Source organism: Salinispora mooreana (assembly GCF_000379065.1).
GTDB lineage: Bacteria > Actinomycetota > Actinomycetes > Mycobacteriales > Micromonosporaceae > Micromonospora > Micromonospora mooreana.
In genome coordinates this window covers 3,301,950-3,322,788 of sequence record NZ_KB900614.1, presented here as the reverse complement: position 1 = coordinate 3,322,788, position 20,839 = coordinate 3,301,950, and the positions used below count along the sequence as shown (strand labels likewise).

Below are 20,839 nucleotides of genomic sequence, written 5' to 3'. Positions count from 1 at the left end.
CGGCGGCGATCACCTGTTGCCGGCACCGGTGCGGCCGTCGCCGGCCGCGTCAGTCTCCACCTCATCCCGGGGTTCGTCGAGCCCGTCCCCGTCGACCGGCCACCCCGGGGCCCGGTGTTGCCGGCGTAGCCGGCGTTGGGCGGCGTCATCCAGCTCCTCGGCGAGCCGGGCCAACTCGGAGCGGAGGAAGTCGCGGGTGGCGACCTCACCCATCGCGTTCCGGAGCGCGGCGATCTCCCGGGCCAGGTACTCGGTGTCGGCCTTCTGGGCGGTCGCCCGACGCCGGTCCTCCTCCAGCGCCAGCCGGTCCCGGTCCGCCTGGCGGTTCTGGGCGAGCAGGATCAGCGGCGCCGCGTAGCTCGCCTGCAACGACAACATCAGGGTCAGAAACGTGAAGGTGTACGGGTCGAACCGAAGGTGCGCGGGGGCGAGCGTGTTCCAGCTGAACCAGGCGGCGATCACCACCGTCATGTAGACGATGAAGTGGGCGGTGCCCATCCTCCGGGCGATCGCCTCCGACCATCTGCCGAATGCCTCCGGGTCGAACCGGGGCAGCTGGACGCGCCGGACCTCGCGTGGCTGGTCCAACCGCTCCGGCCGCCGCCGCTCAACCATCCGCTGCGTCCGACGACTCGGCGGTGACGACCGGGGCGGGCGGCCGCGCGTCCCGGTCCCGCCAGTCCCGAGGCAGCAGCTGATCCAGTACGTCGTCCACGGTGACCGCGCCCACCAGGCGGCTGCTGCGGTCGATCACCGGCATGGCGACCAGGTCGTAGGTGGCCATCCGGCGGGTGATCTCAGGTAGCGGGGTGACCGGCCGCAGCGGGTCGATGTCGTTGACCACCACCCCGCCCAACAGGTCGGCCGGGGGTTCCCGCAGCAGCCGTTGGAAGTGCACGATTCCGAGGTAGCGGCCGGTCGGTGTGGTCATCGGCGCCCGGGTGACGAAGACCTGGGCGGCCACCGCGGGGGAGAGCTGGGGTTCGCGGATTCGGGCCAGTGCCTCGGCCACCGTGGCATCCGGGGGCAGAATCACCGGCTCGGAGGTCATCACCGAGCCGGCCGTGCCCGGCGTGTACTTGAGGAGTTGGCGTACGGGATCGGCCTCGTCCGGCTCCATCAGGTCGAGCAGGACATCCTGCTCCGGTGGCGGTAGCGCGCCGAGCAGGTCGGCGGCGTCGTCCGGGTCCATCTGCTCCAGCACGTCCGCGGCCCGCTCTCGGTCCAGTGCGGCCAGGACCTCCACCTGGTCGTGCTCCGGCAACTCGCTGAGGACGTTGGCGAGCCGTTCGTCGTCGAAGGCGGCGGCGATCTCGTTGCGCCGTTTGTCGGGCAGGTCCTGCAGGGCGTTCGCCAGGTCCGCGGGGCGCATCTCCTCCAGGACCGCCAGCAGGTTGGCGGTACCCCGGTTGTCGGCGATCCCGCTCAACCCGCGGACCCGGTCCCACTCGATCTGGCGCAGGTTGCCGCGGCGGGTGAGTCGGCCGGTGTGCTCGCGGACGGCGACCCGGGTCAACGTCCACTCGTCGCGAGTCGCCTCCATCGCGACATCCACCACGACCCCGGCCAACCCGTCCGGGTGGATCTGCACCCGCCGGTCGAGCAGCTCCTGGAGGACGAGCAGCTCGTTCGGGCGCTTCTCGAAACGGCGCAGGTTGAGGGTACCGGTGCCGAGGACCACAGCGCCCGAGTCGATCGAGGTGATCCGGTTGATCGAGAGGAAGATCCGCCGCCGCATCGGCATCTCGGCGACCAGCCCGACCACCTCCGGCGGGTGCTTCGTGGCCCGTAGCCGAGCTACCGCGTCGCGTACCCGGCCCACCTGGTCACCGTTGGGGTCGTAGACGGCGACGCCAGCGAGCCGGGCGATGTAGACCCGGGTCGGCGTACTCACGGAAACCAGCCTAAGTGCCTATTGTCTATCAGCATGTCGACCCTGGCCTACGAGATCGTGGACGTCTTCACCGATCGCCCCTTTGCCGGTAACCCCTTGGCGGTGGTGTTCGGGGCCGACGGGTTGGCCACGGAGCAGATGCAGGCGCTCGCACTGGAGTTCCACCTCTCCGAGACGGTGTTCGTGCTCCCACCCACCCGGGCCGACGCCACCTATCGAGCGCGGATCTTCACCCCGGTTGACGAGTTGCCGTTCGCCGGCCACCCGAGTGTCGGCGCGGCGGTCACCGCCAGCCGGCGTGGTCTCTTCGCCGCCGGCTGGGTGCGGCAGGAGTGCGGCGCCGGTGTGCTACCGATCGAGGTTACCGCGACCGGCGCGACGCTGACCGGAGGTACGCCGACGCTCGGCCCCGAACTGGATCCGGGGCCGCTGCTGGAGCTGGTCGGCCTCACCGGGGTTGACCAGGCCGGGCCGGCGCCCCGGGTGGCCGGCTGCGGCCGGGAATTCCCGTACCTACCGGTCCATCCGCACGCGGTGCCACGCGCCCGGCTGAATCCGGTGGTAGCCCGGCGGTGCGGAGTGGAGCGTATCGTTGTCTTCTCCTGGGATGCCGAGTCGCGGACCGCGCACACCCGGGTCTTCGTCCCCGGGCTGGGCGTGCCGGAGGATCCGGCGACCGGGTCGGCCGCACTGGGGCTGGGGGTGTGGTTGGTGGCCAGTGGGTGGCTGCCTGGCGTGGGCCGAACCGGTTACGCCGTTCGCCAGGGCAGCGAGATCAACCGACCATCCGCGCTGGCCTGCACGGTTACCGCGGCCGACGGGGCTGCCCTCGGCGCTACCGTCACCGGCGGGGTGGCGCCGGTGGCCCGGGGCGAGATCGTGATCCCGCCGTTCGTCGGCTGAGCCGCATCCACCCCGACCGTGGGGGTGCGGACCGGCGGTGGGGTGCGGGAGGATGCGGGAGTGAGTGACGCGGTACGACGCAGCAACCTGCTGGTTGACGAGGCGCTGAAGAAGGCGGCCATCGCCTGGGTCGGTGTCGCCGACGGCCCGGCATCCGCGCTCTGGTGTGTGCCCCAGGCGGGCGGGCTCCTCGTGGTCAGCGGGCCGGGCGAGCAGACCGCTCCCGGGCTCGCCGATGCGAGGCGGGCGGAGGTCACGCTGCGGGGCGATCACGGCGGCCGGATCGTCACCTGGCCGGCGGAAGTGACCCGGCTGCTGCCCGACACCGAAGACTGGGAGACCAGCGCGCCGCTGGTTGCGGCGAAGCGGCTGAACGCACCAGGTTCGGCTGCCGACCTCGTGGCCCGCTGGGCGACCGTCGGCTGCGCGCTCAACCGCCTCGTTCCCGCCGGCGATCCGCTGGCCGGCCCGGCACTTCCCACCGCTTCGCTGGCCCAGCCACCCCGCCCGGCGGCGGTGGTTCGGGCGGCTCGTAAGCCGCTCCGGCTGCACCGCGTGCGACGGCGCTGACCTCAGCCGATACTGACCTCCGCCGGCTGCCGGTGTGCGGCGGGTCCGGTCGCCCCCGGCGACCCGGAGTCGGCGTCGGCCCGGTCGATCAGGTCAACCACGTCGGCCAGCGAGGTCAGCTCCGGTCCGGTCCAGCCGGTGTCCGGGTTGAAGGTCAGATGGCCAGCGAGGTCCGGGGCCGCCAGGCGTACCGCGTGCAGCCCGGCCCGTTCCGCCCCGGTTAGTTCCTGGCTCCCTCCGTCCCCCACGTACAGGCAGGTGGCGGGCGTCAGGCCCAGGTGCCGGCAGGCAGCCCGGTACAGCTCCGGGTCGGGCTTGCAGCGCCCGAACTGGACCGAGAGGACTCGGACATCCAGGAGCGGATCGATCGGCAACTGCGGTAGGAGGGCGGGCAGTTCATGGGTGCAGTCACTGACCAACCCGATCCGGAGCCCGCGCTGGCGCAGCGCGGCGAGGGTGGGTACTGCCTCGGTGCGAAGGCGGGTGTCGGCGCGGATGGCGCGGAATCGGGCGATCACCGCCGACCGGAGCGCCTCGGTTGAGGGTCGAACCCCGGCCTGCGCACAGACCCAGCGCAGGGTCGCCTCGGCGGTGCCCAGGGCGCCGGTGGCGCGCTGGTAGTAGGTGCGGTTGAGGACGTTGACGAGCACCTCCGGCGGGCAACCGAGCAGCTCGGCCGTCGTACGGTGGGCGCTGCCGCGCTGCACGGCGCAGGTCAGCGTGCCGAAGAAGTCGAAGAGCACCGCCTGGAACCGGGGCATGGGGGCCTTTCGGCGGTGAGGGGTTGGCGGTGAGTCGCGGACGATCGTAGTCGAAGGCTGATCGAGCCGGCTTCGGATACGTGTGACTATTGCTCCTCGTGCCCGCCCTGCCCTACCGGCTGCCGCCGGAGCCGCTGACCGTCGGCGCGCTCGCCCTCGCGGTGCTCGCCGTGTCGTCCTCCGCGCCGCTGGTGGCTTTCGCTGCCGCACCGGCCCTGGCAGTAGCCTTCTGGCGCAACCTGCTCTCGACCGCGGTGCTCAGTCCGGCCACCCTGCTCTTTCGGCGGGCAGAGCTGCGGGCGTTGGCCGCTCCGGCCGGACGACGCGCCGGCCGGTACTGTGTTCTCTCCGGTGTCGCGCTCGCCGCGCACTTCGCCACCTGGATGCCGAGCGCCAAGCTCACCACGGTGGCGGCGGCCACCGCGCTGGTCGCCACCCAACCGGTATGGCAGGGGCTGATCGCGCAGGCCCAGGGTCGGCGACTGCCGAGGGCGGTGTGGGCCGGCATCGGCGTGGCGGTCGCCGGCGCGGCACTGGCCACCGGAGCCGACTTCGCGCTCTCCGATCCGGCGTTCCTCGGTGATCTACTCGCGATTCTCGGCGGAATGTTCGCCGCGGTCTACACGGCCCTGGGTGAGCAGGCCCGGCGAACGGTCAGCACCACCACGTACACCACCGTCTGCTACGGCGTCTGCGCTCTGGTCCTGCTGGTGGTCTGCTGGATCGGTGGGGTGCGGTTGTCCGGCTTCGACATCCGTACCTGGCTCGCGGTGCTGGCCCTGGTGGCCGGTGCCCAGCTGCTTGGTCATTCGATGTTCACCTACGCGCTGCGTCGGGTCTCGGCCACCACGGTCAGTATGCTGATCTTGTTGGAGGCACCGGGTGCGGCGCTGATCGGCTGGGTCTGGCTGGGCCAGCTGCCGCAGCCGTCAGCGTTGCCGGGCCTGGCGTTGCTTCTGGTGGGCGTCGCGGTGGTGATCCACAGCAGCACCCGGAGTCAGCCCGCGTGACCCGTCCCGGATTCCGGGCTACCGTCGATGCCGACCGCCTTTGCGCTGGCTTCCCAGAGCTGAGCGGCCAACTGCGGATCAGTTGCCTTCCGGGCTGGTTGGCGGAGCCGTAGATCCTGGTAGTACCCGCCGCTGTGGAGCCGTTCTGGGGCCTGGTTGGCGAGCCAGACCAGGGTCTCGGCCCCCTTTTCTGCGCTGCGGGCCGGCAACAGGCGCATGGCGAAGGTGATCAGCCGGCTGCCGCCGCCGAACCGGGTCCGCACCACGCCCGGGTGGAAGCAGTACGTCGGCAGGTCCCGCCAGCGTCGGGCTGCCTCCGTGGTGAACAGGATGTTTGCCTGTTTGCTGGTGCCGTAGACGCTCATCGCGCGGTACCGGTGCAGCGGCTGGTTGAGGTCGTTCGGGTCCAGCGACCCGCTGCGGTGGGCGGCGGACGCGGTCACCACGACCCGGCCGAGTCGATCCCGCAGGAGGTTGGTCAACAGGAACGGCGCGAGATGGTTGGTCTGAATCGACAGCTCGTAGCCATCAACGGTGGTGGTCGGCTCGAGCACGATCGCCCCGGCGTTGTTGGCCAGCACATCGATCCGGTCGTACGCGGCGCGCAGCCGCGCCGCCAGGGCACGGACATCGTCGAGGACGGCAAAGTCCGCGCGGAACACCTCCGGCAGCTCGCCGGCGGCGTCCCGGACCTGCTCGGCGGCGGCGTGGAGGCGGGCCGAGTCACGCCCGACCAGTACCACCTGGTCGCCGCGGCAGGCCAGCTCGATTGCGGCGGCGAGGCCGATGCCGGAGCTGGCTCCGGTCACCACTGTCAGCCGACGCCCAGTGAGATCTTCCACAGGTCCGTTCACCGCAGTCACGGCACGAGGTTACCGTGGCCTCCCCACGTACTCTGGGATCGATACGCCGCCTGTTTGGATCGTCAAGTCCACATCGTCTGCATGTTGAGGTGGCGCCGGCCTGTCGCCGGATGCTGGAAGGAGCGCATACATGACCGCAGTCGGTCGCCCCCGTCGGTCCTGCCTCGCGGTACCGGGTTCCAGCGTCAAGATGTTGGGTAAGGCGCAGGGCCTCCCCGCCGATCAGGTCTTCCTCGATCTTGAGGACGCGGTCGCCCCGCTCGCTAAGCCGGACGCGCGGAAGAACATCGTCGCCGCCCTCAACGAGGGCGACTGGACCGGCAAGACCCGGGTGGTCCGGGTGAACGACCTGACCACTCCCTGGACGTACCGGGACGTTATCGATGTTGTCGAGGGCGCCGGTGCCAACCTGGACTGCATCATGCTGCCGAAGGTGCAGGACGCCGGCCAGGTGCAGTGGCTGGATCTCACCCTCACCCAGGTGGAGAAGACACTCGGCCTCGAGGTCGGGCGGATCGGTATCGAGGCGCAGATCGAGAACGCGGCCGGCCTGGTGAACGTTGACGTGATCGCCGCGGCGTCGCCCCGGGTGGAGACCATCATCTTTGGCCCCGCCGACTTCATGGCCTCGATCAACATGAGGTCGTTGACGGTCGGGGCGCTGATTCCGGACTATCCGGGCGATCCCTACCACTACATTCTGATGCGCATCCTGATGGCTGCCCGGATGCATGACAAGCAGGCGATCGACGGCCCATTCCTGCAGATCCGGGATGTTGACGGGTTCCGCGACGTGGCCAAGCGGTCCGCCGCGCTCGGCTTCGACGGGAAGTGGGTGCTGCACCCGGGCCAGCTGGAGGCCGCAAACGAGGTCTACTCGCCGGCCCAGGACGACTACGACCACGCCGAGCTGATTCTCGACGCCTACCAGCACTACACCTCGGAGGCCGGGGGGAAGCTCGGCGCGGTGATGCTCGGCGACGAGATGATTGACGAGGCGTCGCGCAAGATGGCGTTGGTGATCGCGGCGAAGGGCCGAGCGGCCGGGCTGGTTCGTACCTCTTCCTTCACCCCGGCGGCGCAGTAGTCAGACGGTGCTCGTGGTTTCGGCAGCGGCGACAAGGACGAACACCATCACGACGAACACCACCACGTAGAAGACGGCGACGAGTGCTGCCAGGCCGGTCAGGATCCAGCCGCTGATGATCGCGGCCTTCGCCACACCGTCGCCGCCCTCGCCGGTTTCCCGGATCTGCTTCTGGGCGACGTGGCCGAGGATCGCGCCAGCCGGCGCGGTGAGGCAGAACACGATACCGACCAGTGACAACACCAGGGCGACGGTGGCCAGACCGTTCGTCTTCGGCTGCGGGTACCCGTAGCCCGGGTACGTCGGCTGCGGGTAGCCGCCCGCCGGGTAGGCGCCCGGGTACGGGCCGGTTGGAGGGTAGAGAACGCCCCCGGTGGGCTGGCCGGGCCCGGGTTGGCTGCTCGTCGGGGCGGAAGGAATGGGTTGCTGCCCCGGATTGGCGTGCTGTGGACTGTCGTCCGGCACTCCGGTAAGCGGTCGAGCAGGGTCCTGCCAGTCGCCGGCGGAGGGGGGATAGGTCATGGCCTTGGTCTGCTCTCCCACAGGGTGTTGGTGAGTTGTCAGGGTAGTCAGCCGAAGGAAATTCGGGGAAACCGCCACCGCGCCGCGTTGATCGGCCCGGGGCAAACGGGCAGGATTCTGGCATGGCGATTGACGCGAGAGCCGGTAGCCGACCGAGACGAGACGCGAGTCGCCGCGGCGCGGCCCGCCGTAGCCGAGCGACGGGCGGTGACCCGGTTGGGCAGAGCGGGCAGGACGAGCACGTGCCCCTGCCGGAGCTGGTCACCATGCGGCTCGACGGAAGGGTGGCGTTGGTGACCGGAGCCGGCAGCCCGGACGGCATCGGCTACGCGACCGCGCGTCGCCTCGCCGACCTGGGCGCGCGGGTCGCCATCGTCTCCACGACTCGTCGCATCCACGAGCGCGCCGCCGAGTTGGGGGTCACCGGATTTGTGGCTGACCTGACCGACGAGTCGGAGGTCGGTGCCTTGGCGGATGCGGTCACCGAGCAACTCGGTGACGTTGAGGTGCTGGTCAACAATGCCGGCTTGGCGAGTCGGGCGAGTCCGGAGGTACTGCGGCCGGTCGCCCAGCTCAGCTACGAGGAGTGGCACGGTGAGATCGATCGCAACCTCACCACCGCCTTCCTGTGTAGCCGCGCGTTCATCGGCGGGATGGCCGAGCGGGGTTGGGGCCGGATCGTGAGCTTGGCGGCGACCGCGGGGCCGGTCAACGCCTTGCCGACCGAGGCCGCCTACGCGGCGGCCAAGGCTGGCGTCGTCGGGCTGACCCGGGCGTTGGCGATGGAGATGATTGCGGACGGGGTGACCGTCAACGCGGTGGCCCCGGGGACCATCCACACCGCCGCGTCAACGATGGCCGAGCTCAAACAAGGACTGGGCACGCCGGTCGGTCGTCCGGGTACGCCGGACGAGGTGGCGGCGTCCATCGCGTTCCTCTGCTCGCCGGCTGCCTCCTACATCACCGGCCAGATGCTGGTGGTGGACGGCGGCAACAGCGTGCGCGAGGCGCAGTTCCGCTGACCGGCGACTCTCGGGCCGAGGTGGGCGGGGCCGCAGGTCGGCACCGAGGGGCCCGCCCACGCCTCCGGGGACCGTGAGGCGTCCCGACTCAGTACCCGTCGGGGCTGCCGGGGATGGGGGCGCTGGCCACAAACACTAATCCGCAGCAGGCCAGCAGGCCGAGCACGGTGAAGATGTAGCTCAGGACCAGGCCCACAGTGGCGAGTTGGCCACCGGACTCGCCACTGGTGCGTAGCTGGCGGCGGGCCACATGGCCGAGGACGATGCCAGCAGGTGCGAATACGAAGGCGAAGACCAGGGAGAGAACGGCCAGGATGTTCGTCGGCGGGCTTTGGGGAGGGGCATAGAGATGGTGCGGCTGCTGCCCCCAGTGTTGCTGCTGTTCCCACTGTGGCTGCTGCCCCCAGTGTTGCTGCTGTTCCCACTGTGGCTGCTGCCCCCAGTGTTGCTGCTGTTCCCACTGTTGCTGCCCCGACTGGGGCTGGCTGCCCTGCGCGGTACCGTGCTCCAGCGGCTGGTTCGGGCCGGTTTCGTACGAGGGGGACGGCTCTGGGCCGGCGTTGGGCTGTTCCCACGGGGACACGGGCCGGTCGGGATCCGGTGGACCGGGCGACGGTGGCTGGCTCACGACTTTTTCCTCCTGCCGAGCTCCCTGTGGCCGGACGCTACCCCGGCTGGTGAAACTTTTCACAGCGGTTCGAGGACTGGTCACCTTGGCGGCAGCGCTCGTGCCGCCGATACTAGCCGGGCACTAGTTCCCCCCGAGTAGCGCACCGACCCGGAGGCGGATATGGCTCGACTCGCCCAGACACCCGGCCTGACCGACGTGCAACAGTCGATTCTGGAAACCGTCCGGGAGTTCGCGAACAAGGAGATCATCCCGCACGCCCAGCGGTTGGAGCACGCCGACGAGTACCCGGCCGACATCCTGGACGGGATGCGCGAGATGGGGCTGTTCGGCCTGACCATCGGCGAGGAGTACGGCGGCCTGGGGGAGTCCCTGCTGACCTACGCGTTGGTGGTCGAGGAGCTGTCCCGGGGCTGGATGTCGATCTCCGGCATCGTCAACACCCACTTCATCGTGGCGTACCTGATCTCTCAGCACGGCTCGGTCGACCAGCGGGCTCGGCTACTGCCGAAGATGGCGACCGGCGAGGTACGCGGGGCCTTCTCGATGTCCGAGCCGGAGTGCGGCTCCGACGTCTCGGCGATCACCTCACGGGCGGTCCGGGACGGTGCGGATTACGTCCTGAACGGCCAGAAGATGTGGCTGACCAACGGGGCGTACGCATCGGTGGTTGCCACCTTGGTCAAGACCGACACCGGCGCCGATTCGGTGTACGGGAACATGAGCACCTTCCTGCTGGAGAAGGAGCCGGGCTTTGGTGAGACCGCTCCGGGCCTCACCATCCCAGGGAAGATCGACAAGATGGGCTACAAGGGGGTCGAGACCACCGAGATGGTGCTCGACGGTGTGACCGTCCCCGAGTCCGCGGTGCTCGGCGGAGCAGAACAGGTCGGTCGCGGCTTCTACCAGATGATGGACGGAATCGAGGTGGGCCGGGTGAACGTGGCGGCCCGTGCCTGCGGCATCTCCATCCGTGCCTTCGAGCTGGCCGCCGCGTACGCGCAGCAGCGCCGTACCTTCGGCCAGCCGCTCGCCACACATCAGGCCATCGCGTTCAAGCTGGCCGAGATGGGGACGAAGATCGAGGCCGCGCATGCGTTGATGGTCAACGCCGCCCGGCTCAAGGACGCTGGTCAGCGAAACGATGTCGAGGCCGGCATGGCCAAGCTGCTCGCCTCCGAGTATTGCGCCGAGGTGGTCCAGGAGGCATTCCGTATCCACGGTGGCTACGGCTACTCCAAGGAGTACGAGATCGAGCGCCTGATGCGGGAGGCCCCGTTCCTGCTCATCGGTGAGGGCACCTCGGAGATCCAGAAGACCATCATCTCCCGTGGTCTGCTCCGGGAGTACCGGCTCTGACGTCCTGGTCAGTCTCGGCGGCTCAGGCCGGCGGCGGCGCGTTCGACGGCGAGGCAGCGGTCCTCGACGTAGTCGATGCCAGCGTCGGTGGCGATCCGCCGGGCCGTCGGGGAGACGATGCCGAGTTGCAGCCAGACCGCCGGTGCGCCGATCGCGACGGCCGAGCGGACGACCTCCACCGCATCATCGGCCGGGCGGAACACGTCCACCAGGTCGACTGGGTGCGGGAGGTCGGCGAGGGACGGGTAGGCGCGCTCGCCGAACAACTCGTCCACGGCAGGGTTGATCGGGATGATCCGCCAGCCGTGCTGGTGTAGCTGTAGCGGCACGGTGTGGGCGGGCTTTCGCTGGTCACGGGACGCGCCGACAACGGCGATGACGGCGGCGTCGGCGAGGATCTGCTGGGGCGTGCGCATCCATCGACTCTAACGCCGCTGCTCGTGGCGGACTGCCGGAGCACGGGTGCGCCGATGCGGTACCACCGGCAGTGCTGGCCGAGGGGGCTGGCAGGGTGGGCCGAGGAACCCGGTGGGGCGGCTAGAGCAGACTGAGCTGCTCAGCGTGCGGCCGGCCGGGGGGTCGCGGGGCGTCCCGGGGAGCGCCGGGATGTAGGCCGTGCCGCCGGGCCGCGATCCGGACCCGGGCGGTCAGCTCCCGCTGGTACGACTGCGGAGAGTACGCGCCGCCCCCGTACAGCTCACGGTAGCGGGGGACCAGGTGCGGATAGGCGCGACCGAGCCACCGGGCATACCAGTCCCGAGCGCCGGCCCGCAGGTGTAGCGCGATCGGGGTCACACCGGTCGCCCCGGCGGCGGCGATCGCCGCCACGGTCGCCTCGATGGACTCGTCGTCGTCGCTGAGGCCGGGCAGGATCGGTGCCATCAGCACCTCGACGGCGAAGCCGGCCTCGGTGAGCTGGCGGACCACGTGTAGCCGGCGACCTGGGCTCGGCGTGCCCGGCTCGACCGCTCGCCAGAGGCGTTCGTCCACGAAGCCCAGCGAGCAGGCCAGGCTGACCTGGGTCACCTGGGCGGCCTGGCGGAGCAGGGGAAGGTCACGCAGGATGAGGGTGCCCTTGGTGAGGATCGAGAAGGGGTTGGCGAAATCCCGTAGCGCGTTGATGATCTCCGGTAGGAGCCGGTAGCGTCCCTCGGCTCGTTGGTAGCAATCCACGTTGGTGCCCATGGCGATCGGCGCGCCCCGCCAGCTGGGTGCTGCCAGTTCTCGGCGGAGTACCTCGCCAGCATTGGTTTTGACGATCACTCGTCGGTCGAAGTCGGCACCGGCGTCGAGTCCGAGGTAGCTGTGCGTGTTGCGGGCGAAGCAGTACACGCACGCGTGACTGCAACCCCGATATGGGTTGATGGTCCACTCGAAGGGGACCCGGGCGGTGCTCGGGACCCGGTTGATGATCGACTTTGCCTGGATTTCATAGAAGGTCATGCCGGCGAAGTCGGGCGTGGGGAAGCTGCGGGCGCTGGCGCCGGTCAGCGCCAGCGGCAGGGGTGGCGTCGCTGGCGCTGACCCGTCGAGGCCGGTCGTGCTCGAATCGGCGGCGAGGCTGTCCCAGCGCATGGCTGGTATTCGAACACAAGTACGAAACGGTGGCAAGCGCTGTGGGTGTGCCGCCGGGTAGGTCAGTGGGGGTGCTCGGCGAGCTTCTTGCGGACGTCGTCCATGTCCAGCGCCTCGACCTGTTCGATCAGGTTCTCGAGGGCCGCCTCCGGTAGCGCGCCGGGCTGGGCGAAGACGATGACGCCGTCGCGGATCGCCATGATCGTTGGGATGGAGCGGATGTCGAACTTTGCGCCCAGCTCCTGCTGTGCCTCGGTGTCGACCTTGCCGAAGACGATGTCTGGGTGCTTCTCCGAGGAGCGCTCGTACACCGGGGCGAACCGCTTGCAGGGGCCGCACCAGTCGGCCCAGAAGTCCACCAGCACGATTCCGTCGCCGCCGGTCAACTCGTCGAAGTTCGCCGTGGTCAGCTCAACGGTTGCCATCTCAATCTCTCCGATCGCGTGGAACAACTACCTCTGGTCGAACCAGGGCGTGCCGCGTGGAATTCCCGGGCCCCGATGGCCGAAACGCCGCCGTCGCTGGTTCGGTTACGGAGGGGGTTGAGCTCATCGATGTTCATGGGTTACGGGTGGGTGCTGCAATACGCAAGTGCATGTCGCATTTGCGTTACCAGGGGTAGTGGGAGCGCTCTCAACCGACCTTGGTGACACTGCGCCTACGGGTCGGTAACTTGAGCCTTGACATGGAGCTATCGGATTTACCGTGGTCACTTGCAGGAGGGATGTGAGTTACGCTGAGTAATGTAACAAAAAGAAAACTGTGATCCCCGTCTCTGTTGGACTGTGTCGTGGTGCGGCAGAATCTGTCGCATCAGAGCGTGGGCGGCGGGTGCCGGGGAGGGCCCCGCCGCTCATTGCGTCCGGCCTCGGGTGGCGCTGGTGTGACTTTTCCCGACCAGCGTTGTCCCCCGGTTCGCCTTAACCATCGGTAGGGCATGCTGTGCCGAACTCATCACCGCCCGTCGAAGGGGGATCAGGATGCAGTTCGGCCGCTACTACGAGGAATTCGAGGTGGACGCGGTCTACCGGCACTGGCCGGGCAAGACGGTCACGGAGTACGACGACCATCTCTTCTGCCTGCTCACGATGAACCACCACCCGCTCCACCTGGATGCGCACTACGCCGAGACCGCGAGTCAGTTCACCCGCAACGTCGTGGTCGGCAACTACGTCTACTCACTGCTGCTCGGCATGTCGGTGCCCGATGTCAGCGGCAAGGCGATCGCCAACCTGGAGGTCGAATCTCTGCGTCACGTCGCCCCGACGTTCCACGGCGACACGATCTATGGCGAGACCACGGTCCTGGACAAGCGGGAGTCCTCCTCGAAGCCGGACCGCGGTGTGGTGGCCGTCGAGACCCGCGGCTACAACCAGGACGGCATCCTGGTGTGTGTGTTCCGGCGCAAGGTCATGGTGCCGAAGAAGGCGTACGCCGAGGCCACGGCCGCCGACGGGGTGGATCTGGAGCGGCCGAGCTTCCCCACGCCGCGCTGACGGCGTTGCCGCGCCGGAGGTTCCGGAAGGCTTCCGGCGTGGCCCCACCCTTCGCGCTATTGCGGATTTATCCGGCACTCCCCGTTTGCTGGTCTTTTCTTGGTAATCGGGGCTTATGCTGGCGCCGGAGGTTCCTATGAGCCACTCCCTCGCCGGCGAGCCGCCCGTCGCTGGTCGCCATGCCGTACCGCTGACCGATCTGCCCTACTCCGCCGCGGAGTGGGACCTGCTCTCCAGCCTGCCCAGCTGGACCGTCGTCGTTACCGTCATCCAGGCGCCGGTGCGGGAGGTCGCCGCCGGGCTGGCCGGCCTCGACGCCGTCGCCGCCGGCCGGTCCTCCGACAGTGACCTGGTTCGCGCGGTGGTGGCCACGATCTATGCCCGGCACGACGGTGCGTCGAGCGCGCCGGGTGGGCCACTGGCCGACACCACCGAACTGCTCGCCGTCGCCCGTGCGGCGGCCCGGCTGCTCGAGCGGCGAGCGGATCCGGCCGACTCGGCCGCCTACCGACAGTGGGTGCAGTCGGTCGCCGCCCGGGTCTGCCGAGCCGGGTCGAGTCAGGGCGGGCCGGTTGCCCGCAGCGACCGCCAATTCCTCGATCGACTCGGGGATGCCCTGGGGCTGGGCTGAGTGGCGCACCCGGTTGGCCGTACCCTCTAGGACCCGTGACCGGTGAGCAGTTTGAGGTCGGGGTGGGGCCGTGGCAGGGCGCCCCGCCGGACGATCCGCGCTACGACCCTGACCTGCTGGAGCACGGTGACCGACGCAACGTTGTTGACCGGTACCGCTACTGGCGGCAGGAGGCCGTCATCGCAGACCTGGACCAGCGGCGGCACGACTTTCATGTGGCGATCGAGAACTGGCAGCACGATCTGAACATCGGCACCGTGGTCCGCAACGCCAACGCCTTCCTCGCCGCCGAGGTCCATATTGTCGGCCGCCGCCGGTGGAATCGACGCGGCGCGATGGTGACCGACCGTTACCAACATGTGCGGCACCACGAGACGATCGAGGGCTTCGTCGCCTGGGCGACGGGTGCCGGGCTTTCGGTGGTGGGCATCGACAATCTGCCGGGTTGTCGACCGCTGGAGACGGCCACGCTGCCCCGGCGGTGCGTGCTGCTCTTTGGCCAGGAGGGCCCGGGTCTGTCCGAACCCGCTCGGGCCGCCTGCGACCAGCTCTTCTCGATCGCCCAGTACGGCTCGACCCGTTCGATCAACGCCGGCGTGGCCAGTGGTATCGCCATGCACGCCTGGATCCGGTCCTACGGCGGGCCAACGCCGGCCTGAGGTGGGGCAATCCCTCCACTGTGTGGTGTGAGATCACCAACGGATCGAAGCGCGTCGGCCGGTGAAGCTCGGGGATTGTGGCCGCATGCGATAGCCTGGCCGGCGAGTGCGGGTCGTTGCTCGGTGGGTTGTTCAGCGCAACCTCTCGAAGTGGACGCGCCCGGGCTCAGGCATGGCGCACCAGCTCCGGACCGGCCGGAGGGCTTGACAGGTCCCCCGGAATGTCGGAGAACGGACACAGTGAAATAACTGTACGACATCACGCTGATACTCTGAGTGTCGCTGCGGTAATCGGACCCGGCGCCCGCGCGAGAGGATGGCCCGTCATGGTCAAGAAGGTCCTCACCTGGGCCGGTATCGCATTCCTGATCTTTTTCGTGGCCTACCGGCCGAACTCCGCGGCGGACGTCTTCAAGTCGCTCGGCGGCGGCCTTGTGGACATCGCCCAGGGGTTTGGCGAGTTCGTCACCAACATCGTCGCCTAGCCGACGATGGGCAGCCCCTCCGGTCCCCCCTTCGACCCCGACGACCCCGACCGGGAGCGTCGGGAGCGCGACACGGAGTCGATTCCTCGCATCGGCCCAGAGGACGGATCCGGCTACGGATCCGGTCCACCCCCGTTCCAGGGTCCCGGTCCGTTCGACGAGACGAGGCTGGGCGAGGGGCCCGGCTTCGCCGACGACAGCCGGTCGGGGCGGACCTGGATTCCAGACCCCGAGGCCGAATACCAGCCGCCGCAGATCTCCGAGGACGAGCTCGCCGGCCTGCGGGCGGACGCGGCCGGCATGGCGCCGCGCCGGGTCCTGCCGCTGGAGGATGAGCCCAGCTCCCTCGTCGCCCGTTACCTCTTCCCCACCGAGCGGTACCGGGGTGAGTGGAAGCGACACTGGATTCACCTCGCCACCCCACTGCTCATCGGCGTCGTCGCCACCTTTGTGCTGGGATACCTCTCCGGCTTCCTCGCCGGGCGGGATGTCGGGGGGCTGACAACCGCCGCGGTGCTGGCCTGGTTCGCCGTGATGGGTTGGGTGGCGTGGCGGGTCGCCGACTGGTGGTACGACCGGTTCATCCTGACCAACAAGCGGGTGATGGTGGTCAACGGCATCATCACCCGCCGAGTGGCGATGATGCCGTTGGTCCGCGTCACCGACATGAAATACGAGCAGACGCCGGCCGGGCGAGCGCTCAACTACGGCACGTTCGTCCTCGAGTCCGCCGGTCAGGAGCAGGCGCTGCGTGAGATCAAGAACCTGCCCAACCCGAACGAGCTCTACCTGCGTGTCGTCGAGGAGATGTACGAGCCGCAGGCGGTCGAGGCGCGGCTGGGCAAGGAAGCCGACGAGGCGAAGGCCGACGATGGCGCCTGAGGCGGCAGCGGAGTGAACACCCGGATCGACCTGCACGCCCACTCCACCGCCAGCGACGGCACCCTCACCCCCGGCGAGTTGGTCCAGGCGGCGGCAGCCGCCGGTCTCGACGTCGTCGCGATCACCGACCACGACACCACGGCCGGCTGGGAGCCGGCGGTCCGGGCGCTCCCGGCCGGGCTGCGGCTGGTCCGTGGTGCGGAGCTGTCCTGCCGGTGGGACGGGGAGGATCCCGCCGTGCCGCTGCACCTGCTCGCGTACCTCTTCGACCCGGATGACCCGGACCTCACCGCGGCGCTGAGCCGGGTCCGGCACGCCCGCGTCGAACGGGGCGAGCGGATCGTCCGGCTGCTCCAGGCTGACGGTCTGGAGGTGAGTTGGTCGGAGACCCTGGCCGCCGCACGGGGCGGGACGGTCGGCCGGCCACACATCGCCCAAACCCTCATCCGGGCCGGACTGGTCGCGACGACGAGTGAGGCGTTCGGTCCGGACTGGCTGGGAGGGCGGTACCGCCTGCCCAAGGAGGACATCGAGGTCTTCGAGGCGATCCGGTTGGTCCGGGCAGCCGGGGGCGTCCCGGTATTCGCCCACCCCCGGGCGACCCGGCGTGGTCGAGTGGTTCCCGACGAACTCATCGCGGACCTCGCCGCCGCCGGACTGGCCGGGTTGGAAGCGGACCACGAGGACCACACCCCCGCCGAGCGGGCGCACGTCCGGGCGCTCGCCGCCGATCTGGGGCTGCTGGTGACCGGCGCGTCGGATTTCCACGGCGCCCACAAGACGGTCCGGCTGGGCGCCTTCACCACCGACCCGCAGGCCTACGAGCGGATCGTCGCCGCCGGCGTGACCAGCGTCGCATCCGGGTGAGGCGGTGTGTCGTCCATTCCGGCGCCGTTAGGTTGATCCGGTGGATATCAAGCTCTTCGGCGAGGTCTTCGTAACCCTGCTTGTGATCGTTGACCCGCCGGGCATGATGCCCATCTTTCTGGCGCTGACCGGACCCCTGTCAGTCCGGGACCGGCATCGGGCGGCCTGGCAGGCGGTGGCGCTGGCGCTCGGGGTGATCGCGATCTTCGCGGTGGCGGGCTCGACCCTGCTCGCCTACCTGCACGTGGACCTGCCCGCCCTGCAGGCCGCCGGTGGCCTGCTGCTCGTGCTGGTCGCCCTGGAACTGTTGACCGGCAAATCGGACGACCCCAGCCAGCAGGTCACCTCGAACATCGCGCTGGTGCCGCTGGGTACCCCGCTGCTCGCCGGTCCCGGGGCGATCGTGGCCACGATGCTCTTCATGCAGCAGGCCGATGGCCCGGCCGACATCACCGCGATCGCCGGCGCGATCGTCGCTGTGCTACTCGCCGTCTGGATAGTGCTCCGCTTCTCCGGCGGGATCGTCAAAATCCTGCGTCCGGGTGGGATCGAGGTGCTGACCCGGATCGCCGGACTGCTGCTGGCGGCGATCGCGGTCCAGCTGATCGCCGACGCGGTGGCCGCCTTCGTCACCCAGTACATGACCGCGGGCTGACTCTGTCGGGGGCGGATGGCAGGATCGCGCTGTGCGACGAGCAGGCCGACCCTCCACCACCCCGCCGCGACCCCGCGCCGGCGAGCCCGAACAGCTCGGCTTCGAGGGCATGCCGGAGCGGCTCTTCGTCTGTACCCCCAGCAAACTCGGCGCGTACGCGGACTGCCCACGGCGCTACCGCTACTCCTACCTAGACCGCCCCGCCCCGCCAAAGGGGCCGCCCTGGGCGCACAACTCGCTCGGCGCCAGCCTGCACACCGCGTTGAAGAACTGGCATGGGCTCCCCGTTGACCGGCGGCGGTCGGCGGCGCTGGCGACGCTGCTCAAGGGCACCTGGGTCCGCGACGGCTACCGGGATCACGAGCAGGAGCGGGCCGCGTTCCGAACGGCGCTGGGCTGGCTGGAGGCATACGTGGCGACGCTTGACCCGGAGACCGAACCGCTGGGGGTGGAGCGGGTGGTCGCGGTGAAGACCGGGGTGCTGGCGTTCAACGGCCGCGCTGACCGGATCGACTCCCGGGTCGGGCCGGCGGGGGCGGAGCTCGCCATCGTGGACTACAAGACCGGCCGGGCTGGGTTGGACACCGACGATGCCCGTGGCTCGCAGGCGCTGGCGCTCTACGCGTACGCGGCGGAGCGGGTTTTCCGTAAACCGTGTCGCCGGGTGGAGCTGCATCACCTGCCGACCGGGACGATCGCCGCGCACGAGCACAGCCCGGAGTCGCTTGCGCGGCAGGTGTCCCGGGCCGAGGAGACCGCCCGGGACATCATGGCCGGTGAGCGATCGGTTGCCGCCGGCGGTGACCCGGACCAGGCCTTCCCCTCCGCCCCGGGGCCGCGCTGCGGCTGGTGTGACTTCCGGCGGCACTGTCCGGCCGGTGCGCAGACGCCGGGGAAGGATCCGTGGGCCGCCGTGGAGCGGGTGACCGACGGCGGGTGACGCCGGCGCAGCGGCGTGCACCGCCTCGAGCATCGGATCGGACGAGCCCGGCGTACCGCTCGTGCCGGCTCCCGAGCGGTGAGTCGGTTCGCCGTCAGTCGTCGGCGAGGCGGCGGGCCTGGCAGCGGGGGCAGAGACCCCAGAAGGTCACGTCGGCCTCGTCCACCTCGAAACCGTGGGCGGTGTTCGGGTCGAGACAGGGGGCCTCGCCGACGGTGCAGTCCACGTCGGCGATGTCGCCGCAGCCCCGACAGACCGCGTGGTGGTGATTGTCGCCAACGCGAGCCTCGTAGCGGGCGGGGCTGCCGGCCGGCTCGATCCGGCGGGACAGTCCGGCCCGGGACAGCGCGCCGAGCACGTCGTAGACCGCCTGCGTGGAGACCGAGTTGAGGCGCTCCCGGACCCGGCGGGCGATCTCGTCCACCTCCAGGTGACCGCCGGCGGCGAGCACGTCGAGGACCGCGAGGCGGGGGCGGGTTACCCGCAGGCCCTTCGACCGAAGCAGCTCCTCACCACTGGACATGCGCCAATGACAGCACGCGACAACCGAGCGCGACAACCGAGCGCGACACCGAGAGCCGAACCGCCGGGTGACCCGGATTGATCACGACTGCGGGTAGCTGGGGTACGAGGCCTAGGCGGGTGGCCCGGGCGACCGTAGGCTGGCCGTCCCGTGCCGGCAATCACCGGAGGTACGCATGTTCAAGGAGTTCATGGGGCTACCCGCCCACGTTCTTGTGGTGCACGCGGTAGTCGTCTTCGTGCCGCTGCTCGCGCTGGTGTCGATCACCTATGTCGCGCTGCCTCGATTCCGGTCCCGCATCGACTGGGCGCTCGTCCTGCTGGCGGTGACAGCACCGGCTACCGCATGGGTTGCGGTGCAGTCCGGCGCGGAGCTGACCGATGTCTTCACCGCCCGCGGAGTACAGGGGCCGATCGTCGACCAGATCGCTGAGCACTCTCGGTACGGCGACCTGACCTTCTGGTACGCACTGGCGTTGGCCGTCACCGCCGTCGTGCTGCTTGTGCTGACCAGCGGCCACGCACGGGTGCCGAAACCGCCTCGTTGGGTGACCCACGTGCTGTCGGTGGCGGTGATCGCGTTCGCCGTGGTCAGTCTCGTCTACGTCGCTCTCACCGGGCATACCGGCGCCGAGGCGGTCTGGGGAACCACCCTCTGACGGTCAGCGCACCAGCCGGAGGCAGAACGCGCAGCTGAGCACCAGCAGAATCACGGCGGCGACCGCTCCTACGGTCCAGGTGAAGTGCTGTGCCCGCTGCTCGGCCAGGTCCAGGGCCGTCAGGTCCTGTTCGGGGAGCTGTCGTGGCGGCGGTGGCTGGAGGTGCAACGGCGGCTGCCAGTCGGCTGGTGGCGGGGTGGTCGGCGGTGGGCCGGTGTATCCGCCGGCCGGAGTCCTCGGCACTGGGCCGGGGGTCGGGTTGGGTGTGCCGGCCGGGGCGCCGGCGGGGTGGGGAGTGCCAGGTGGATTGGGCGCGTCGGCCGGATCGGACGCGCTGGCCGCGCCGGCACCGGGGGGTCGCCAGCAGTCGTCCGCGGAGCTGCCGGGAGTCGTCATGCCCGCTGACGCTACCAAGGGGCAGCAGGCGGTGCCGTCTGGTGGCCGACGCGCCGGGCTGGAGTCGGCACGCGCTGGGCTAGGGTTGGCGTTCGTGACCCACCAGGAGCCCGGGAGATCCGGCGCGCGTGCCGAGGAGCGTCCGAGCAAGCTGCACGATGACGGTGGCTCGATGCTGCCGGAGCGGGCTGCCGACGACACCGACCAGGGCTGGGGGGAACCGGCCGGCGGAAACGATGCCTGGCTGCTCGAGCAGCGCCCGCCGCACTGGGACTGATCATGAAAGGCTGGATAGTGGCACTGGCGGTGGATGGGTCGCACATGTGAGTGTCGTCCCGTTGTTGGCCGTTGGGGGACCGGGGCTGGCCGGACGACACCAGCGTGAACCTCTGACCCTGTCGGTCAGCCCCCTGGCACCGAGCTGAACCACAGCGATCACGGCAGCCCCTGCGT

At 69.8% G+C, this 20,839-nt stretch carries 27 protein-coding genes; 16 read left to right on the top strand and 11 right to left on the bottom strand.

Annotation, left to right across the window (positions count from 1 at the left end):
• Positions 1-9: 9 nt before the first annotated feature.
• Together SALPAC6_RS0115770 and SALPAC6_RS0115765 are read right to left on the bottom strand one after the other, a co-directional pair.
• On the bottom strand, positions 10-615 hold the full coding sequence (locus SALPAC6_RS0115770; protein ID WP_018254355.1) for a DUF1003 domain-containing protein: 606 nt from the start codon (positions 613-615) through the stop codon (positions 10-12).
• Positions 608-1,894 (bottom strand): magnesium transporter MgtE N-terminal domain-containing protein, encoded by a 1,287-nt coding sequence (locus SALPAC6_RS0115765; protein WP_018254354.1) that lies wholly within the window; start codon positions 1,892-1,894, stop codon positions 608-610. Before SALPAC6_RS0115765 ends, SALPAC6_RS0115770 begins: the two co-directional genes overlap by 8 nt.
• A gap of 33 nt (positions 1,895-1,927) precedes the next feature.
• On the opposite strand from SALPAC6_RS0115765, the gene SALPAC6_RS0115760 reads away from it, so the two are divergent.
• Together SALPAC6_RS0115760 and SALPAC6_RS0115755 are read left to right on the top strand one after the other, a co-directional pair.
• Positions 1,928-2,797 carry a PhzF family phenazine biosynthesis protein gene (locus tag SALPAC6_RS0115760; RefSeq protein ID WP_018254353.1) on the top strand — a complete coding sequence of 290 codons (870 nt, stop codon included), beginning with the start codon at positions 1,928-1,930 and terminating at the stop codon, positions 2,795-2,797.
• A gap of 60 nt (positions 2,798-2,857) precedes the next feature.
• Positions 2,858-3,367: a hypothetical protein gene (locus tag SALPAC6_RS0115755; RefSeq protein ID WP_018254352.1), complete on the top strand. Its 510-nt coding sequence runs from the start codon at positions 2,858-2,860 to the stop codon at positions 3,365-3,367.
• 2 nt (positions 3,368-3,369) lie between these two features.
• Here SALPAC6_RS0115755 and SALPAC6_RS26105 read toward each other — a convergent pair whose 3' ends face one another.
• Positions 3,370-4,128 carry an HAD family hydrolase gene (locus SALPAC6_RS26105; RefSeq protein ID WP_018254351.1) on the bottom strand — a complete coding sequence of 253 codons (759 nt, stop codon included), beginning with the start codon at positions 4,126-4,128 and terminating at the stop codon, positions 3,370-3,372.
• A gap of 98 nt (positions 4,129-4,226) precedes the next feature.
• Here SALPAC6_RS26105 and SALPAC6_RS0115745 point away from each other — a divergent pair, with 98 nt between their 5' ends.
• Positions 4,227-5,138 (top strand): DMT family transporter, encoded by a 912-nt coding sequence (locus SALPAC6_RS0115745; protein ID WP_018254350.1) that lies wholly within the window; start codon positions 4,227-4,229, stop codon positions 5,136-5,138.
• On the opposite strand, the gene SALPAC6_RS0115740 is transcribed toward SALPAC6_RS0115745, so the two are convergent.
• Positions 5,126-5,980, bottom strand: coding sequence for an SDR family NAD(P)-dependent oxidoreductase (locus SALPAC6_RS0115740; protein WP_018254349.1), 855 nt, complete (start codon positions 5,978-5,980; stop codon positions 5,126-5,128). The genes SALPAC6_RS0115745 and SALPAC6_RS0115740 overlap by 13 nt on opposite strands.
• A gap of 151 nt (positions 5,981-6,131) precedes the next feature.
• Here SALPAC6_RS0115740 and SALPAC6_RS0115735 point away from each other — a divergent pair, with 151 nt between their 5' ends.
• Positions 6,132-7,088 carry an HpcH/HpaI aldolase/citrate lyase family protein gene (locus SALPAC6_RS0115735; protein ID WP_018254348.1) on the top strand — a complete coding sequence of 319 codons (957 nt, stop codon included), beginning with the start codon at positions 6,132-6,134 and terminating at the stop codon, positions 7,086-7,088.
• Here SALPAC6_RS0115735 and SALPAC6_RS0115730 read toward each other — a convergent pair whose 3' ends face one another.
• A complete protein-coding gene (locus SALPAC6_RS0115730; protein ID WP_018254347.1) occupies positions 7,089-7,610 on the bottom strand; it encodes a DUF4190 domain-containing protein in 522 nt (173 codons plus the stop codon).
• A 122-nt stretch (positions 7,611-7,732) separates the two neighbouring features.
• Here SALPAC6_RS0115730 and SALPAC6_RS0115725 point away from each other — a divergent pair, with 122 nt between their 5' ends.
• Positions 7,733-8,632 carry an SDR family NAD(P)-dependent oxidoreductase gene (locus SALPAC6_RS0115725; RefSeq protein ID WP_026189725.1) on the top strand — a complete coding sequence of 300 codons (900 nt, stop codon included), beginning with the start codon at positions 7,733-7,735 and terminating at the stop codon, positions 8,630-8,632.
• An 88-nt stretch (positions 8,633-8,720) separates the two neighbouring features.
• Here the strand turns inward: SALPAC6_RS0115725 and SALPAC6_RS0115720 are convergent, their stop codons facing one another.
• The gene (locus SALPAC6_RS0115720; protein WP_026189724.1) at positions 8,721-9,260 is read right to left on the bottom strand and encodes a DUF4190 domain-containing protein; all 540 of its coding nucleotides are present in this window, start codon (positions 9,258-9,260) and stop codon (positions 8,721-8,723) included.
• A 162-nt stretch (positions 9,261-9,422) separates the two neighbouring features.
• Between SALPAC6_RS0115720 and SALPAC6_RS0115715 the strand changes: the two genes are divergently transcribed.
• Positions 9,423-10,619 (top strand): acyl-CoA dehydrogenase family protein, encoded by a 1,197-nt coding sequence (locus SALPAC6_RS0115715; protein ID WP_018254344.1) that lies wholly within the window; start codon positions 9,423-9,425, stop codon positions 10,617-10,619.
• Between the two features lie 8 nt (positions 10,620-10,627).
• Here SALPAC6_RS0115715 and SALPAC6_RS0115710 read toward each other — a convergent pair whose 3' ends face one another.
• From SALPAC6_RS0115710 to trxA, 3 genes are all read right to left on the bottom strand, one after another.
• Entirely contained in the window at positions 10,628-11,035 is a 408-nt protein-coding gene (locus SALPAC6_RS0115710; RefSeq protein WP_018254343.1) for a CoA-binding protein, read from the bottom strand.
• A 121-nt stretch (positions 11,036-11,156) separates the two neighbouring features.
• The gene (locus SALPAC6_RS0115705; protein WP_018254342.1) at positions 11,157-12,194 is read right to left on the bottom strand and encodes an Rv2578c family radical SAM protein; all 1,038 of its coding nucleotides are present in this window, start codon (positions 12,192-12,194) and stop codon (positions 11,157-11,159) included.
• Between the two features lie 62 nt (positions 12,195-12,256).
• The gene (trxA, locus tag SALPAC6_RS0115700) at positions 12,257-12,619 is read right to left on the bottom strand and encodes a thioredoxin (protein ID WP_018254341.1); all 363 of its coding nucleotides are present in this window, start codon (positions 12,617-12,619) and stop codon (positions 12,257-12,259) included.
• Between the two features lie 555 nt (positions 12,620-13,174).
• On the opposite strand from trxA, the gene SALPAC6_RS0115695 reads away from it, so the two are divergent.
• The 8 genes from SALPAC6_RS0115695 (at position 13,175) to SALPAC6_RS0115660 (ending at position 18,809) form a co-directional block, all read left to right on the top strand.
• Positions 13,175-13,690 (top strand): MaoC family dehydratase, encoded by a 516-nt coding sequence (locus SALPAC6_RS0115695; protein ID WP_018254340.1) that lies wholly within the window; start codon positions 13,175-13,177, stop codon positions 13,688-13,690.
• 115 nt (positions 13,691-13,805) lie between these two features.
• Positions 13,806-14,321 carry a hypothetical protein gene (locus SALPAC6_RS0115690; protein WP_033666688.1) on the top strand — a complete coding sequence of 172 codons (516 nt, stop codon included), beginning with the start codon at positions 13,806-13,808 and terminating at the stop codon, positions 14,319-14,321.
• Between the two features lie 35 nt (positions 14,322-14,356).
• A complete protein-coding gene (locus SALPAC6_RS0115685) occupies positions 14,357-14,980 on the top strand; it encodes a TrmH family RNA methyltransferase (RefSeq protein WP_018254338.1) in 624 nt (207 codons plus the stop codon).
• 326 nt (positions 14,981-15,306) lie between these two features.
• A complete protein-coding gene (locus tag SALPAC6_RS29715; protein ID WP_018218449.1) occupies positions 15,307-15,465 on the top strand; it encodes a hypothetical protein in 159 nt (52 codons plus the stop codon).
• A 6-nt stretch (positions 15,466-15,471) separates the two neighbouring features.
• Positions 15,472-16,347 (top strand): PH domain-containing protein, encoded by an 876-nt coding sequence (locus SALPAC6_RS0115675; protein WP_018254337.1) that lies wholly within the window; start codon positions 15,472-15,474, stop codon positions 16,345-16,347.
• A gap of 12 nt (positions 16,348-16,359) precedes the next feature.
• Positions 16,360-17,214, top strand: a complete 855-nt coding sequence (locus SALPAC6_RS0115670) for a PHP domain-containing protein (protein ID WP_018254336.1) — start codon at positions 16,360-16,362, stop codon at positions 17,212-17,214.
• 40 nt (positions 17,215-17,254) lie between these two features.
• Positions 17,255-17,869, top strand: a complete 615-nt coding sequence (locus SALPAC6_RS0115665) for a MarC family protein (protein WP_018254335.1) — start codon at positions 17,255-17,257, stop codon at positions 17,867-17,869.
• A 31-nt stretch (positions 17,870-17,900) separates the two neighbouring features.
• Positions 17,901-18,809 (top strand): RecB family exonuclease, encoded by a 909-nt coding sequence (locus SALPAC6_RS0115660; protein WP_018254334.1) that lies wholly within the window; start codon positions 17,901-17,903, stop codon positions 18,807-18,809.
• Positions 18,810-18,903: 94 nt separating this feature from the next.
• Here the strand turns inward: SALPAC6_RS0115660 and SALPAC6_RS0115655 are convergent, their stop codons facing one another.
• Positions 18,904-19,332, bottom strand: a complete 429-nt coding sequence (locus SALPAC6_RS0115655; protein WP_018254333.1) for a Fur family transcriptional regulator — start codon at positions 19,330-19,332, stop codon at positions 18,904-18,906.
• Positions 19,333-19,507: 175 nt separating this feature from the next.
• On the opposite strand from SALPAC6_RS0115655, the gene SALPAC6_RS0115650 reads away from it, so the two are divergent.
• Positions 19,508-19,990: a DUF2231 domain-containing protein gene (locus SALPAC6_RS0115650; protein ID WP_018254332.1), complete on the top strand. Its 483-nt coding sequence runs from the start codon at positions 19,508-19,510 to the stop codon at positions 19,988-19,990.
• A 3-nt stretch (positions 19,991-19,993) separates the two neighbouring features.
• Here SALPAC6_RS0115650 and SALPAC6_RS0115645 read toward each other — a convergent pair whose 3' ends face one another.
• Positions 19,994-20,386, bottom strand: a complete 393-nt coding sequence (locus SALPAC6_RS0115645; protein ID WP_018254331.1) for a hypothetical protein — start codon at positions 20,384-20,386, stop codon at positions 19,994-19,996.
• 94 nt (positions 20,387-20,480) lie between these two features.
• On the opposite strand from SALPAC6_RS0115645, the gene SALPAC6_RS0115640 reads away from it, so the two are divergent.
• Positions 20,481-20,663: a hypothetical protein gene (locus tag SALPAC6_RS0115640; RefSeq protein WP_026189723.1), complete on the top strand. Its 183-nt coding sequence runs from the start codon at positions 20,481-20,483 to the stop codon at positions 20,661-20,663.
• Positions 20,664-20,839: the final 176 nt, after the last annotated feature.

Coding starts and splice junctions, on each gene's coding strand:
- SALPAC6_RS0115770 (WP_018254355.1), bottom strand. CDS start 615: ATGGTTGAGCGGCGGCGGCCGGAGCGGTTGGACCAGCCACGCGAGGTC.
- SALPAC6_RS0115760 (WP_018254353.1), top strand. CDS start 1,928: ATGTCGACCCTGGCCTACGAGATCGTGGACGTCTTCACCGATCGCCCC.
- SALPAC6_RS26105 (WP_018254351.1), bottom strand. CDS start 4,128: ATGCCCCGGTTCCAGGCGGTGCTCTTCGACTTCTTCGGCACGCTGACC.
- SALPAC6_RS0115735 (WP_018254348.1), top strand. CDS start 6,132: ATGACCGCAGTCGGTCGCCCCCGTCGGTCCTGCCTCGCGGTACCGGGT.
- SALPAC6_RS0115730 (WP_018254347.1), bottom strand. CDS start 7,610: ATGACCTATCCCCCCTCCGCCGGCGACTGGCAGGACCCTGCTCGACCG.
- SALPAC6_RS0115725 (WP_026189725.1), top strand. CDS start 7,733: ATGGCGATTGACGCGAGAGCCGGTAGCCGACCGAGACGAGACGCGAGT.
- SALPAC6_RS0115715 (WP_018254344.1), top strand. CDS start 9,423: ATGGCTCGACTCGCCCAGACACCCGGCCTGACCGACGTGCAACAGTCG.
- SALPAC6_RS0115710 (WP_018254343.1), bottom strand. CDS start 11,035: ATGCGCACGCCCCAGCAGATCCTCGCCGACGCCGCCGTCATCGCCGTT.
- SALPAC6_RS0115705 (WP_018254342.1), bottom strand. CDS start 12,194: ATGCGCTGGGACAGCCTCGCCGCCGATTCGAGCACGACCGGCCTCGAC.
- trxA (WP_018254341.1), bottom strand. CDS start 12,619: ATGGCAACCGTTGAGCTGACCACGGCGAACTTCGACGAGTTGACCGGC.
- SALPAC6_RS0115695 (WP_018254340.1), top strand. CDS start 13,175: ATGCAGTTCGGCCGCTACTACGAGGAATTCGAGGTGGACGCGGTCTAC.
- SALPAC6_RS0115690 (WP_033666688.1), top strand. CDS start 13,806: ATGCTGGCGCCGGAGGTTCCTATGAGCCACTCCCTCGCCGGCGAGCCG.
- SALPAC6_RS29715 (WP_018218449.1), top strand. CDS start 15,307: ATGGTCAAGAAGGTCCTCACCTGGGCCGGTATCGCATTCCTGATCTTT.
- SALPAC6_RS0115675 (WP_018254337.1), top strand. CDS start 15,472: ATGGGCAGCCCCTCCGGTCCCCCCTTCGACCCCGACGACCCCGACCGG.
- SALPAC6_RS0115655 (WP_018254333.1), bottom strand. CDS start 19,332: ATGTCCAGTGGTGAGGAGCTGCTTCGGTCGAAGGGCCTGCGGGTAACC.
- SALPAC6_RS0115650 (WP_018254332.1), top strand. CDS start 19,508: ATGTTCAAGGAGTTCATGGGGCTACCCGCCCACGTTCTTGTGGTGCAC.
- SALPAC6_RS0115645 (WP_018254331.1), bottom strand. CDS start 20,386: ATGACGACTCCCGGCAGCTCCGCGGACGACTGCTGGCGACCCCCCGGT.